We start from the raw sequence: 13,722 nt of genomic DNA, 5'->3' as shown, positions 1-13,722 counted from the left end.
ATTACAGCCATTACCACCGGATTAAAAGCACTTGCAAAAGAACTCAATATTCCCATCATTGCTCTGTCACAACTTTCGCGCCAAGTTGAAAACCGAACCGATAAACGTCCGCAACTCTCTGATTTACGTGAATCTGGTTCAATTGAGCAAGATGCCGACATTGTGCTGTTTGTTTATCGTGAAGAATATTATCTCAAAAATGAAGAACCCAAAGAAGGCACTGCTGAGTATAGCAAATGGCAAGAGGCAATGGAGCAAGCCAAGGGTAAAGCTGAGGTTATTATAGCAAAACAACGCCATGGTCCGACAGGAATCGTTCCCCTTGCTTTTCAATCCGACTTTACATGCTTTAGTGATTTGGAAAAATAGGAGCAGAAAAATGCGTTAAAGAGAGCTTTAAATACCCTTTGAAAAGCATTTGAAGACCCTTTGAGAACCCCTTAAAAACTCTTTGAGAAAAAATAAATTGGTACAAAACCTAGTGGCAAAATATACAAAACCCGCTGGCAAGCTACAATTAAAGATGGGAGCTGATTTTGAGTGGTGTTTTTGCTTTTAGGAGAGCTAAAAATGGAGCTTTTAAAATCGGATTGTAGGTTTCGAAAAATATTGCTTTTATTAGAGTAAATTATGATATTTTTTAGTGTCATAAAATTAAAAAAATCTCGTTCTTTCGTAATATTCAAAGTGAAGAATTTTATAAGTTTTTATCATTATTTTTTATAGAATTCATCGCATCATACATGTAAAGCCAATTGAGATCTGACATAATGCTCTCTGGTGTACGAATTTTCATCATGAGATTGCGTGCAATTGCTATGGGACCGGTTGCGTGATAGGCTAATCTATTGAAATCTCCGCGTTTTTTTACTGCTGCAATACGCGGGGTGCGTGTTGTTTCGTAAAGCGAAAGTGCTTTCGTTAATGAAAAATCTTTCAATGAAAGTGCTTTTGCTAATGTGGTGGCATCTTCGATTGCCATAGCGGCACCTTGTGCTGCAAAAGGTAAGGCAGCATGTGCGCAATCGCCAACAAATACTTGTCTCTCTAAACCGATAAAACGATTTTGTTTCATTTGAAAAAGTGGCCAATAACTCCATTCATCAATATGATCGAAGATTTGTAAGATTTTTGAATTCCAATCTTTAAAAAGAGATTTGAGTTTTTCTTTATCTCCTTTATGGGCCCATCCTTCTTTTGAACTTTCTCCATGCGTAATGGCGACAAAATTAAAAATTTTTTCTGACGATTGAATGGGGTAGACAACAAGATGATTTTTTGGTCCCATCCAAGCCGTAATTGTCTTCATATTTTGCAATGAAGAACGAAAGTTTTGAGGAAGATTATCAGATGTTGTTGTTGCACGCCAAGCAATAAAGCCACTAAAATTTGCTTTTTCATGAAAAGGAGATTGTTGCCGTAATGTTGACCAAATGCCATCACATCCGATCAAGAGGGGCGTTGAATAAAGCTGTTCTGTTGCCGTATCTGTTTTTATTGTCGTGATTTTAATGTTGGTTGCCGATTGGGTAGAAGATACAATCGTTTCGCCTGCTTTGTATTTGATCAAAGGATTTTCAATCACTGCATTATATAAAATTTTTTGTAAAGCCGCGCGGTGAATCGTCATATAAGGGGCTTTCCAATATTTTTCTGTTAGATTAATAAGATGAGCCCGTAGATGTATTTTTAAAGATAATCCATCTTTTAACTCAAGAAAATATGGGATTGTCGCGACTTCAGTGAGTTTGTTAAGAAGTTTCCAGCGAGCAAGAATAGATGTTGCATTTGGTGTCAGTTGAATACCAGCGCCAATCGTTTCAAGTTGCTTACACTTTTCGATAATGGTGCTTGCAATTCCTTTATGAGCGAGTGCTAAAGCAGTGCTTAAACCAGCAATTCCTCCTCCAACGATGATGGGTGATTGTTCCACAAATGATTTCATATTAAACAAGCAGAATTAAAAGAGGGGTTATTAAGAAAGCCAAAAAACGCAATTATAATAGCTTTTCTGGATGATATAAGCATCCTGTTGGGTTTGTTTGATCGTATGATAGCGAGGGAACATAACGATAAAGGGTTGAGCAGTAAGGGCAAATTTTCTCATCTGCTGCTCCCATATCGATAAAGATATGAGGATGATCGAATGGGTGTGTAGCGCCTACACACATAAATTCTTTCACACCAATTTCGATTGTTTTATATCCAAGGTCATTTTGGAAATGAGGAATATTGTGATCAGCCATGGCATACAAACTCCAGAATAAATTTTCTCATCAGCTATGATTGGGCTCTTCTATTTTATAGGCGTGAGTTTGTAATAAAGCGTATAATAATGCAAGCTGCTTTTTAAGACAAATTTTTACTCTTTTATGCTATATTAGAATAGTTGTCTTACTTTTAGTGCTTTGCGCATAGCAATAATTCCAAGTATTTTTAAATATTAAATGGAAAAATGATGAGGGAAGTTAGGCATTGATATATTATTATGATGATAACATAATCAAATGTTATGTGAGATATTTCGTCAAGGATTTTAGAAAATATAAAAGAAAATTATTTAGGATATATGGAACAGAGGGTGGTAAATAAAATTTCTATATCGAATATAACAATGAAAAATCCGGTACGGTTTATTAATCGAGAGTTTTCATGGCTACAATTTAATAATCGTGTTTTGATGGAAGCGGCTAATTCGAAACATCCTTTATTAGAACGTCTACAATTTCTTTCTATTTCAGCTGCAAATCTTGATGAGTTTTTTATGGTTCGTGTTGCAGGACTAGCAGCTCAAATTCGTGCTCGCGTTACAGCGTGCAGTGCAGATGGGCACACTCCACAGGAACAACTTGATATTGTATTAGCTGAGATTTCAAAGCTGCAGGCTCACCAACTACGAGAATTGAATGTTTTACGTGATGAATTAAAAAAGAATGATATTGAAATTATTTGTTCTGATGATCTTTCAGAAATTGAAAAATCATGGCTTGAAAAATATTTTCTTGAGACAATTTTTCCTGTTTTAAAACCTTTACCTGTTGATTCTACTCATCCTTTTCCGTTTATTCCTAATTTAGGGCTTTCTATTGGGCTTCAATTGTCTGGAGAAACTGATCAGAATTCACACACAGTATTGTTGTCTATTTCAATGCTTTTAAGGCGTTTCGTTCTTCTTCCTCAAGAAGGTAATCATTTTCGTTTTATCGCATCTGAAGATGTTATTTGCCTTTTTATTAAACATGTATTTCCTAACTATGAGGTTAAAGGAATTGGTACATTTAGAATAATCCGAGATAGCGATATTGAAGTAGAAGAAGAAGCTGAGGATCTTGTTCATTTTTTTGAAACTGCTCTAAAAAGGCGGCGCCGTGGGCAGGTTATTCGAGTTGAGTTTGACGCAAAAATGCCAGAGAGTTTACGCCAATTTATAGCGAATAGTCTCGCTGTTCCTGATAATTGTATTAATGTCCTTGACGGATTTTTAGCGCTTAATACGGTATCAGAAATTGTTTCTATTCCCCGCGATGATCTTAAATTTATTCCTTATATTTCTCGTGTTCCAGAATGTATTCGTGAACATCATGGGGATTGTTTTGCGGCTATTCGTGAAAATGATATTGTGATTCATCACCCTTATGAGACATTTGATGTTGTTGTCCAATTTTTACGTCAAGCTGCTTGCGATCCTGATGTTGTAGAAATAAAACAAACACTTTATCGTACATCAAATGATAGTCCAATTGTTGGCGCTTTGATTGAAGCAGCTGAACAGGGAAAGTCTGTGACTGCTTTGGTAGAACTTAAAGCACGTTTTGATGAGGAAGCAAATATTCGTTGGGCCCGGGATCTTGAATGTGCTGGGGTTCAAGTTATTTTTGGTTTTATTGCATTAAAAACGCATGCTAAGATGTCATTAGTTGTGAGACGTGAGGGAAAACGTCTTCGCTCTTATGTTCATCTTGGAACAGGAAATTATCATCCCATTAATGCTAAAACTTATACCGATCTTTCTTTTTTTTCCACGGATGATGATATCGCTCATGATGTTGCGTTATTATTCAATTATATTGCGCAATATGAGCGTCCAAATGAAACAATGAAGATTGCTTTTTCACCCTTAACACTGCGTGGTCGTATCTTAGAGCATATTGAGGGAGAAATTGTTCATGCACAACAGGGAAGGTTTGCTGCTATTTGGATGAAAGTTAATGCATTGGTTGATCCTGAAATTATTGATGCTTTATATCGTGCCAGTCAAGCAGGGGTGCAAATTGATTTGGTTGTGCGGGGGATATGTTGTTTACGTCCTGGTATTCTAGGAATTTCGGATAATATTCGTGTAAAATCAATTGTCGGGCGTTTTCTTGAACATAGTCGCATTTTTTGTTTTGGGAATGGTCAAGATTTGCCTAATGAAAATGCACTCGTTTACTTAGGCTCTGCTGATATGATGCCTCGTAATTTGGACTATCGTATTGAAATATTGGTTCCGGTTTTTAATAAAATAGTGCGTCAAAAAATTCTTTTACAGATTATGTTAGCTAATATCATTGATAATCAACAAAGCTTTGATATACTTAAGGATGGAACATCAAAACGTATTACACCGCAGATAGGTGAAAGTCTATTTAATGCGCAGGAGTATTTTATGGCCAATACAAGTTTTGCGGGGGAAAATGAGTCTTTTGAGTCTTCTGTTTCGCGCTTGGTTGCGTTGCATCGGCAACAAGCCGAAATACATAAAGACTAAAATCCAATGACATATAGAGATGCTCAAGGTCGGTTAAAAGGGCGTAAGCCTGTTGCTGTTATTGACATTGGCTCAAATTCTGTTCGGTTGGTTATTTATGAGGGGCTTGTTCGATCACCAACAGTTTTATTTAATGAAAAGATTCTTTGTGGTCTCGGTCATGGTGTGGCGAAAACAGGATTTTTAGAAGAAAAATCGATGAAAATGGCGTTGCAAACACTGAAACGGTTTCGTACGCTTTGTCGACAGATTGGGGCAGATGAGGTCTATACTTTAGCAACAGCAGCAGCACGAGATGCACAGAATGGCGTAGCATTTATTCAGCATGCTGAAGATATTTTGCAAAATAAAATATATCTTCTTTCAGGAAGTGAAGAAGCTATGTATTCAGCATATGGAGTTGTGTCTACTTTTTATCAACCAAAAGGTATTTCTGGGGATCTTGGTGGTGGAAGTCTTGAGCTGATTGATATTGATCATTCTGATGTTGGTGAAGGGATAACGCTCCCATTGGGTGGTTTAAGGCTACAGTATATGTCAAATAATGATAGTGCTGTAGCTACAAAAATTGTACATGAGCAATTTTATAAATCGTCTGTTGTTCGTACTCGTAAAGGTATAGCACGTTATTTTTATGCAGTAGGGGGGACATGGCGTAATTTGGCAAAACTCCATATGGCAATGAAACACTATCGGCTCCCTGTTATGCATGGCTATGAAGTTGATGCCGTTGAAATGGAGAACTTTTTACGTCTTGTAGCACGTGGCAATATTGATAATATGAGAGGGATTGCAGCGGTTTCTCAGAATCGTCGAAAACTTTTATCTTATGGGGCAATAGTTCTTATTGAACTCATTCAGTGTATGGAGTTTGAAAAGATAATCTTTTCTGGTGCTGGCGTTCGTGAAGGTTTTCTTTATTCACGTTTGCCGCAGGCGATTCGGCTTTCAGATCCTCTCATTGCAGCATGCACAGAAATGGCTATTTTACGGGCACGTTCACCAAAACAAGCAGAAGAACTCATTGATTTTACGACGAATGCTTTTAAAGTTTTTGGAATTTCAGAAACCGAAAATGAATGCCGTTATCGTCAAGCCGCTTGTCTTCTTGCGGATATTGGTTGGCGTATACATCCAGATTATCGAGGCAATGAAGCAGCAAATCAAATAGCTTTAGGATCTTATCCAGGAATTTCTCATGAAGGGCGCCTTTATGCGGCACTTGCTGTTTTTTTTCGCAATACGAGTTTATTGGTTGATAAAGAATCTCTTCCCATTTTTCAATTAGCAACTCAAAATATAATTGAAAAAGCACGTATTCTTGGCGAAACTATGCGTATTGCTCATCTTTTTAGTGCTTCTGTTGCAGGAATTTTACCTCATTTATTGTGGCATAAAAAAGCAGATCATATTATCCTGCAGATCCCAAAGAATTACGCTGGGTTATTAGGAGAACGTCCTCTTGGACGATTACAGAAGTTATCAAAAATAATAAAACAACCTCTCGCTTTTGAAATTTTTTGATTTTTTTCCTAATTTATTCGTGTTTTATGTCTTAATAATAGGGCCATTGACGAGGGATAAACTAGGTAGCCTATCATCATGAGCTGGACAATAGGACTTGTTCCATAACGCCCATGCTAGACACCACGCAAAGCATTTGTAATGCCTGAGCATTCATAAAAGAAAACATAATTTTTTATTCTGTTACTTGCATCACAGGATGGATTTTTCACTTCATAAGCTTCATGTGAAAATGAAAAGTTTTGTCCATTTTTACGTGAAAAGGTTTTCTTTTTATGCTGCGTCGTTATAACGTTTCTGTTTAGCTTGCTCGATTATCTTGATAAGATTACGATTGTAACCAACGCGATAAAAAACAAGTTTTAAAGATTTTGGGAGAGATCCATTGGTTACATGACGCTGGAATGTTGAAATACTCATATGAAACAGTTTTGCACTTTCACGGTCTGTCAAAAGAATATCATTTCAGTCATTATAAAATCCTTTCACTATAAAAAATAGAAATAAATCACAACTATTTATTAACCATGATTTTCGAATCCTTTGAAAGGTGTTTAATTTATAAAAAACAGCGCTTTATCATATAATTTCTTATGTGAAACTTTATGAGTCTTATTGAGATGGAATGAGAGAATCTTACGATATTCGGAGGTCTAATTCAATATAAATAACGCTAGATTATCGTTAGAAATCAATATATTGCTTTTGTTAGGTATTTTAGTTGTTATGCTGGCTCGTTTTTGATTGTTAGATTGCAATCTTGGTAGTTTTTAATACGATATGGTGACGTGAGGCATTATATCTTTGTTTGTTCCTATTTCTAGGCTGCTATTTTTGTAATGAATGCGCTTTTATTATCAGAACTTTTTTTTTCAAAACTTTTAAATAAGGAACTGTCTGTTTTTTTAGATTATTTTTAATGGGATTTCTATTTAATTGACCTGATAAAGATTTAGCTATCATTTTAATAAGAGTTTACTATTTAATTTTTTAACTTTGTCAGAAGTAGGCTTTATTTATCCTGTTTGCGTTGGCCTATAGGGCATACCAATTGATGTAGATAATGAGTAGCGTAATGGATTTTTCAAAATGAAAATGTAAATTAAAGCTGTTTTGTGCTTATTTTTCCATCGTTAAAGTAAAACCCTATCTGGCCCTTTAGCAGTTGTTCGGCTTTTTTACCAAATATTTCATAGCGCCAGCCATTCATAGCGGGAATATTTTTCTTTATTCCTCCATTGGCAATTTTTTCTAAATCATTAGATGTTGCAATAATTTTAGGGGCAATGCTGTTTTCATTTGCAACAATTTTTAATAACACTTTGAGCAGATCGATAACAGCGGCTGTCGTATCATTGAGTGGATTATGTTTAGGAATGGGGGGTAAAGTAGAAAGATCCACCTCTAATCCTTCGTGGACAGCTTTGATTAATGATTGAGCAATTGAGAGTTTATCCCAGTTCTTATTAAGACTGCGCAACCGTTTTAATGCAGATTCATCTTTTGGTTGTTGGGTTGCTATTTCTATAAGACATTCATCTTTTATGATATGACGACGTGGCATATTGTATTTTCGTGCTTCACGTTCCCGCCAAGCTGCTATCTTTTGTAATACAGCAAGTTCACGTGGCTTTTTAATTTTTCCTTTCACTTTTTTCCATGCTTCATCTTCTGGCATATCATAGGTTTTAGGATTTAAAAGGATTGTTATTTCATCATCCATCCAGTGAGCTCGTTGATTTTTCTCTAACCTTTTTTTCAATAACAAGTAAACATCTCTTAAGTAAGTTACATCGGAAAGTGCATAGAGCAGTTGTTTTTCAGACAAAGGGCGGTAACTCCAGTCTGTAAAGCGGGAGGATTTATCAAGATGATGCCCTGTACAGCGTTGTACAATTTGATCATAGGAGATAGAATCACCAAATCCACAAATGGATCCTGCTATTTGCGTATCAAAGAGAGGGGAAGGAATAACACCTCCAAGGTGATAAATTGTTTCAATATCTTGGCGCGCAGCATGAAAAACTTTTACAACTTTTTTATCGACCATAAGATCAAAAAATGGTTGTAAATCAATATCTGGTGCTATGGGATCAATCAAAACTGTAACATCTGGTGATGCAAGCTGTATTAAACACAGTTGAGGCCAAAAAGTTGTTTCGCGGATAAACTCAGTATCGACAGTTACAAAATCAGAGGTACGTAGAGCGTTAAGTGCAATTTCAAGATCTGTTGTTTGTGTAATAAGATTCATCATTTTATTATAATTCGATAAATTAAATTTGTTCTTTGTTGACTTTATTTTTGAGTTTTTATTCTCATATCTTGACAAATGGTTATTAAAAAGCGTTTGTAGCGCATGTGAATATTATAATCAAAGGCAAAAAACATGCATCGTTATCGCAGTCATCATTGTGCGGCTCTCCGTAGATGTGATGTAGGAACACAAGTTCGTCTTTCGGGGTGGGTTCATCGTGTTCGTGATCATGGAGGGATTCTTTTTGTGGATTTACGTGATCATTTTGGAATCACACAAATTGTTGTTGATCCTGCTTCACCAGCTTTTAAAGTGATTGAAAAAGTGCGTTCTGAATGGGTTATTCGTGTGGATGGGGAGGTATGTGCACGTGCTGATGAGGTTATTAATGCAACGCTTCCAACAGGTGAGATTGAAATTTTTGCACAAGAGGTAGAAATTCTTTCAAAATCTGATGAGCTTCCTTTACCGGTTTTTGGTGAGCCTGATTATCCAGAAGATATTCGATTAAAATATCGTTTTCTTGATTTGCGTCGGGAGACTATGCACAAAAATATCATGCGTCGGACTGAAATTATTGCGGCTATGAGACGGGCTATGCAAAATAATGGTTTTACGGAATTTACGACGCCACTTTTGACGTCTTCATCGCCGGAAGGGGCGCGTGATTTTTTAGTTCCAAGTCGTGTTCATCAGGGAAAATTTTATGCGTTACCGCAAGCGCCACAGCAATATAAACAATTGTTGATGATGTCAGGTTTTGATCGTTATTTTCAGATTGCTCCATGTTTTAGAGATGAAGATCCAAGGGCCGACCGTCTTCCTGGTGAATTTTATCAATTAGATGTTGAAATGAGTTTTGTTGAGCAAGAAGATGTTTTAGCAACTATGGAACCTATTATGCGTTCTATTTTTGAAGAATTTGCGGATGGAAAAACTGTGACACAAAGCTTTCCTCGCATTTCTTATGATGAAGCAATGCGAAAATATGGTTCTGATAAGCCTGACTTGCGTAATCCGATCATTATGGAAGATGTTTCTCAGCATTTTTATAATTCTGGTTTCAAAGTCTTTGCTCAAATTTTAGCGAATGATGAGAATGCACAAGTGTGGGCTATTCCAGCTAAAACGGGTGGAAGTCGTGCTTTTTGTGATCGTATGAATGTATGGGCACAAGGCGAGGGGCAACCAGGGCTCGGCTATATTTTCTGGCGTGAAGAAGAAGGAAAATTTGAAGGAGCAGGGCCTATCGCCAAAAATATTGGTGAACAGAGGACTGAAGCAATCCGTATACAGCTTGGGCTTGAAAGTGGAGATGCCTGTTTTTTTGTAGCTGGCGATCCAAAAAAGTTTTCATCTTTTGCCGGAGCAGCACGCATAAGGGTAGGGGAAGAATTAGATCTTCTCGATAGAGATAGTTTCTCTTTGGCGTGGATTGTTGATTTTCCATTTTTTGAATGGAATGAAGATGAAAAAAAGATTGATTTTGGACATAATCCTTTTTCCATGCCTCAAGGGGGAGAAAATGCCCTTGCCTGTCAAGATCCTCTTACTATTAAAGCTTTTCAATATGATCTTGTTTGCAATGGTTATGAAATTGCATCAGGTGGAATTCGTAATCACTTACCAGAAATGATGCTTAAAGTTTTTGAACTTGTAGGACTTTCTAAGGAAGTTGTGAAAGATCGTTTCGGTGGTCTTTATCGTGCATTCCATTATGGGGCTCCACCACATGGTGGTATGGCTGCAGGAATTGACCGCATCATTATGCTGTTGCAAGGTGTTAAAAATTTGCGTGAAGTTGCTTTATTCCCTATGAACCAACAGGCGCTTGATCTTTTAATGAGCGCTCCGTCTGATGTTTCTCCTACACAATTACGTGATTTAGGAATCCGTATGGCTCCTACTCACAAAAATAGCTCATAAAGTTGATAATGGATTGTTTTCATCTTTTCTACGTAGAGTGAAGTTTTGATGCCTTTCAAGAGTCAACGATGTGTGCGTGTACTGTTTGTGAAATTTAGATAGGCAAAACGCTATTGTGTTGATTCTTTACGAGGCATTTTTATTCCTTGTTTCTATAGTGGCTCTTCCACTTGTGATAGGTGAGAAAATGATTATGACTGCTTGATCATGAATAAATTAGAAATGAAAGAACTCTATAATATTTGGGAGTCTCATTTTAGTTGAAAAAAATGAATTATCTTTATGTGTCAATATATTATTTATTTTTTATTGAAGTTTTTACAACGTTGTAGCAGAGAATTGTGTCTCTTCGTTTTTATGAGAATAATGTGGTTTTCCATTCTATGGACTTACTCTGAAAAGTTTATATTTCATAAGCTTTGAACATTTTTTTGGTTTTTCGTAGAAAAACTGAATGGGGTTGTTATACAATTTATCTTTATAATAAAAGATGATGTTTGAAAGGTGCTTTTGTCATTTCAGAAAAGATGAAATAACTCTTTGTGGGCAGTTAAATTATCGTCGAATTTGACAAAGCTTTCAATAAATTACTTAGGACAAGGGGGGAAGGACATGTATAAATTTTTCAAATTGATATAATTTTCTGTTCATGTTCTAATTGCAGCGTTTGTTTTTATGTAATTGACTTTTAATAAAAAAGTCGACTCATAGAAGATTTAATTAAATAAATCCTATAAAATAATTTCTTATTATTGTGGGAATTGTTGTTTTAATCTATGTCTGATAAAATGAATTTACCTTTTGATAAAGAACATATTGAACCAATAGAATTACGTTCTGCTTTACAGGAACGTTATTTGGCTTATGCACTTTCTACGATTACACACCGTGCATTGCCTGATGTACGTGATGGATTGAAGCCGGTCCACCGGCGGATTGTTCATGCGATGCGTCTTCTCAAACTAAATCCTGGACAGTCTTATGCGAAATGTGCGCGGATTGTTGGTGATGTCATGGGAAAATTTCATCCTCATGGGGATGCGTCTATTTATGATGCCTTGGTGCGCTTGGCTCAAAGTTTTGCTGTTCGTTATCCGTTGGTTGATGGGCAAGGCAATTTTGGTAATATTGATGGTGATAATGCTGCTGCCATGCGTTATACGGAAGCACGTATGACTGAAGTGGCTGCATTGTTACTTGAAGGAATTAATGAGAATGCTATTGATTTTCGTTTAACCTATAATGAGGAAGATGAAGAGCCGGTTGTTTTACCAGGAGCTTTCCCTAATCTTTTAGCAAATGGTTCTTCTGGTATTGCTGTTGGTATGGCAACATCTATTCCACCCCATAATGTTGCTGAGCTTTGTGATGCAGCGCTCCATTTGATTGCGCATCCCGATGTAAATGATGAGGAATTAAATCAATTCGTTCTTGGTCCTGATTTTCCGACGGGGGGAATTTTAGTTGAACCTAAAAAAAGTATTGAGGAATCCTATCGTGTTGGGCGTGGATTCTTTCGCTTGCGTTCACGTTGGCATCAGGAACCTGGTAGCCGTGGTTCTTATGTGATTGTTGTGACTGAAATTCCCTATCAGATTCAAAAGTCACGTCTTATTGAAAAAACAGCAGAGTTATTGCTTGCACGCCGATTGCCAATGCTTGAGGATATCCAAGATGAATCAGCAGAAGATATCAGAATCGTGCTTGTTCCTAAAAATCGGTCGGTTGATCCGGAGCTCCTTATGGAGTCTCTTTTTAAATTGACTGACTTTGAAGTAAGATTTCCCCTTAATCTGAATGTTTTGTCTTTGGGAAAAATACCCAATGTTCTTTCTTTGCGAGAAAGTTTGCAGCAATGGCTTGAACATCGTCAAGAAGTGCTTATTCGTCGCTCTTATTATCGGCTTGATCAAATTGATAGCCGATTGGAAATTCTTCATGGATATCTTATTGCCTATTTAAATCTCGATGAGGTCATTCAGATTATTCGTGAAGAGGATGAACCGAAAAAGAAGCTGATTAATCGGTTTGAATTAACAGAAAATCAAGCTGAAGCTATTCTTAATATGCGCTTGCGTTCTTTGCGTAAACTTGAGGAATTTGAAATTCGTAAAGAATTTGAAAGTTTGAAAGCTGAAAAAGAAAAACTACAGAATTTATTAGCTTCTCCTATAAAACAGTGGAAAATAATTTCAGAAGAAATCAAAAAAGTTCGAAACACTTTTGGTCCTGAAACACTTTTGGGGAAAAGACGTACGACGTTTGAAGAGGCACCAAGACATGATCTTGATGATATTCAACAAGCAATGATCGAAAAAGAACCGATTACTATTGTTATTTCTGAAAAGGGGTGGATGCGTGCTTTGAAGGGACACTTGAACGATTATAAAGCACTTTCTTTTAAAGAAGGAGACAGTTTAAAGTTAGCCTTTCCAGCATTTACGACCGACAAGATTGTGCTGATCAGTACGGGGGGGAAGTTTTTTGCTATTGGTGCAAATAATTTACCTGGAGGGCGGGGACATGGTGAACCTATTCGTCTCTTAGTTGATATGGATGATGAGCACGATGTTCTCACAGCGTTTGTGCATCACGCCGAGGAAAAATTGCTCTTGGTTTCATCTCACGGTAATGGTTTTATTGTTTCTTCTGCAGAAGTGATCGCCAATACACGAAAAGGAAAGCAAGTGATGAATGTGAAAGCTCCTGATAAGGTAAAGCTTTGTGTTCCGGTAAATGGTGATCATGTTGCTGTAGTCGGTGAAAACCGTAAAATGCTTATTTTTTCTATTGAACAAATACCAGAAATGAATCGCGGTAAAGGTGTTCGTTTACAGCGTTATAAAGAAGGTGGTGTTGTTGATGCCAAGACTTTTAATTTATCAGAAGGCTTAAGTTGGCAAGATACAGCTGAACGAATCTTTAACCGTCAAGCTGATGATCTCATTGAATGGATGGGAATGCGTGCGTGCGTCGGGCGTTTGGTTCCAAGAGGATTTCCAAAATCAGGAAAATTTATCAATTAAATGTATTTTATAAATAGGAAAGTTCCCTATGGTTTTATGATTGTGTAAGATATTAATTTATAAAGATAATTTATTATTTTTTATATTGAACGAAAGACCTAAAGCGTAAGTTTTTCTCTTATTTCGATCTTGTTTAGGTTAAATCAATCAAAACTGTTTGTTTGCCTGTCATGAGATGAGAGACTAGCCCGTCTTCATAAAAACTATTGAAGAAAAGAATCAAAATATTTTTTAATAAA

Annotated in this window: 8 protein-coding genes and 1 pseudogene; 5 read left to right on the top strand and 4 right to left on the bottom strand. The window is 36.6% G+C overall.

The genetic code is table 11. The annotated features are described in order from the left end of the window. Positions 1–369, top strand: a 369-nt coding sequence (locus ACFINS_RS07620; protein WP_375706049.1) for a DnaB-like helicase C-terminal domain-containing protein, incomplete at its 5' end; no start/stop codon positions are given. A 328-nt stretch (positions 370–697) separates the two neighbouring features. Here ACFINS_RS07620 and ACFINS_RS07615 read toward each other — a convergent pair. Together ACFINS_RS07615 and ACFINS_RS07610 are read right to left on the bottom strand one after the other, a co-directional pair. Beyond that, positions 698–1,945 carry an FAD-binding protein gene (locus tag ACFINS_RS07615; RefSeq protein WP_375651279.1) on the bottom strand — a complete coding sequence of 416 codons (1,248 nt, stop codon included), beginning with the start codon at positions 1,943–1,945 and terminating at the stop codon, positions 698–700. Positions 1,946–1,997: 52 nt separating this feature from the next. Then, entirely contained in the window at positions 1,998–2,246 is a 249-nt protein-coding gene (locus tag ACFINS_RS07610; RefSeq protein WP_375611536.1) for a zinc-finger domain-containing protein, read from the bottom strand. Between the two features lie 323 nt (positions 2,247–2,569). On the opposite strand from ACFINS_RS07610, the gene ACFINS_RS07605 reads away from it, so the two are divergent. Both ACFINS_RS07605 and ppx read left to right on the top strand, forming a co-directional pair. Further along, positions 2,570–4,750, top strand: a complete 2,181-nt coding sequence (locus ACFINS_RS07605) for an RNA degradosome polyphosphate kinase (RefSeq protein WP_375611537.1) — start codon at positions 2,570–2,572, stop codon at positions 4,748–4,750. Positions 4,751–4,756: 6 nt separating this feature from the next. Next, on the top strand, positions 4,757–6,274 hold the full coding sequence (gene ppx, locus ACFINS_RS07600; RefSeq protein ID WP_375706048.1) for an exopolyphosphatase: 1,518 nt from the start codon (positions 4,757–4,759) through the stop codon (positions 6,272–6,274). 273 nt (positions 6,275–6,547) lie between these two features. Here the strand turns inward: ppx and ACFINS_RS07595 are convergent. Beyond that, positions 6,548–6,733, bottom strand: a pseudogene (locus ACFINS_RS07595) (helix-turn-helix transcriptional regulator). Positions 6,734–7,376: 643 nt separating this feature from the next. Further along, positions 7,377–8,531: a ribonuclease D gene (rnd, locus tag ACFINS_RS07590; protein ID WP_375611539.1), complete on the bottom strand. Its 1,155-nt coding sequence runs from the start codon at positions 8,529–8,531 to the stop codon at positions 7,377–7,379. Between the two features lie 132 nt (positions 8,532–8,663). Between rnd and aspS the strand changes: the two genes are divergently transcribed. Together aspS and parC are read left to right on the top strand one after the other, a co-directional pair. Beyond that, the gene (aspS, locus tag ACFINS_RS07585) at positions 8,664–10,457 is read left to right on the top strand and encodes an aspartate--tRNA ligase (protein WP_375651277.1); all 1,794 of its coding nucleotides are present in this window, start codon (positions 8,664–8,666) and stop codon (positions 10,455–10,457) included. Between the two features lie 776 nt (positions 10,458–11,233). Further along, positions 11,234–13,483, top strand: coding sequence for a DNA topoisomerase IV subunit A (parC, locus tag ACFINS_RS07580; protein WP_375706047.1), 2,250 nt, complete (start codon positions 11,234–11,236; stop codon positions 13,481–13,483). The last annotated feature ends 239 nt before the right edge of the window (positions 13,484–13,722 follow it).

The sequence above is a fragment of the Bartonella sp. AA2SXKL genome, from assembly GCF_042197205.1.
GTDB lineage: Bacteria > Pseudomonadota > Alphaproteobacteria > Rhizobiales > Rhizobiaceae > Bartonella.
Note: the sequence above shows the minus strand (reverse complement) of the source record. Positions and strands in the feature narration are given on the sequence as shown.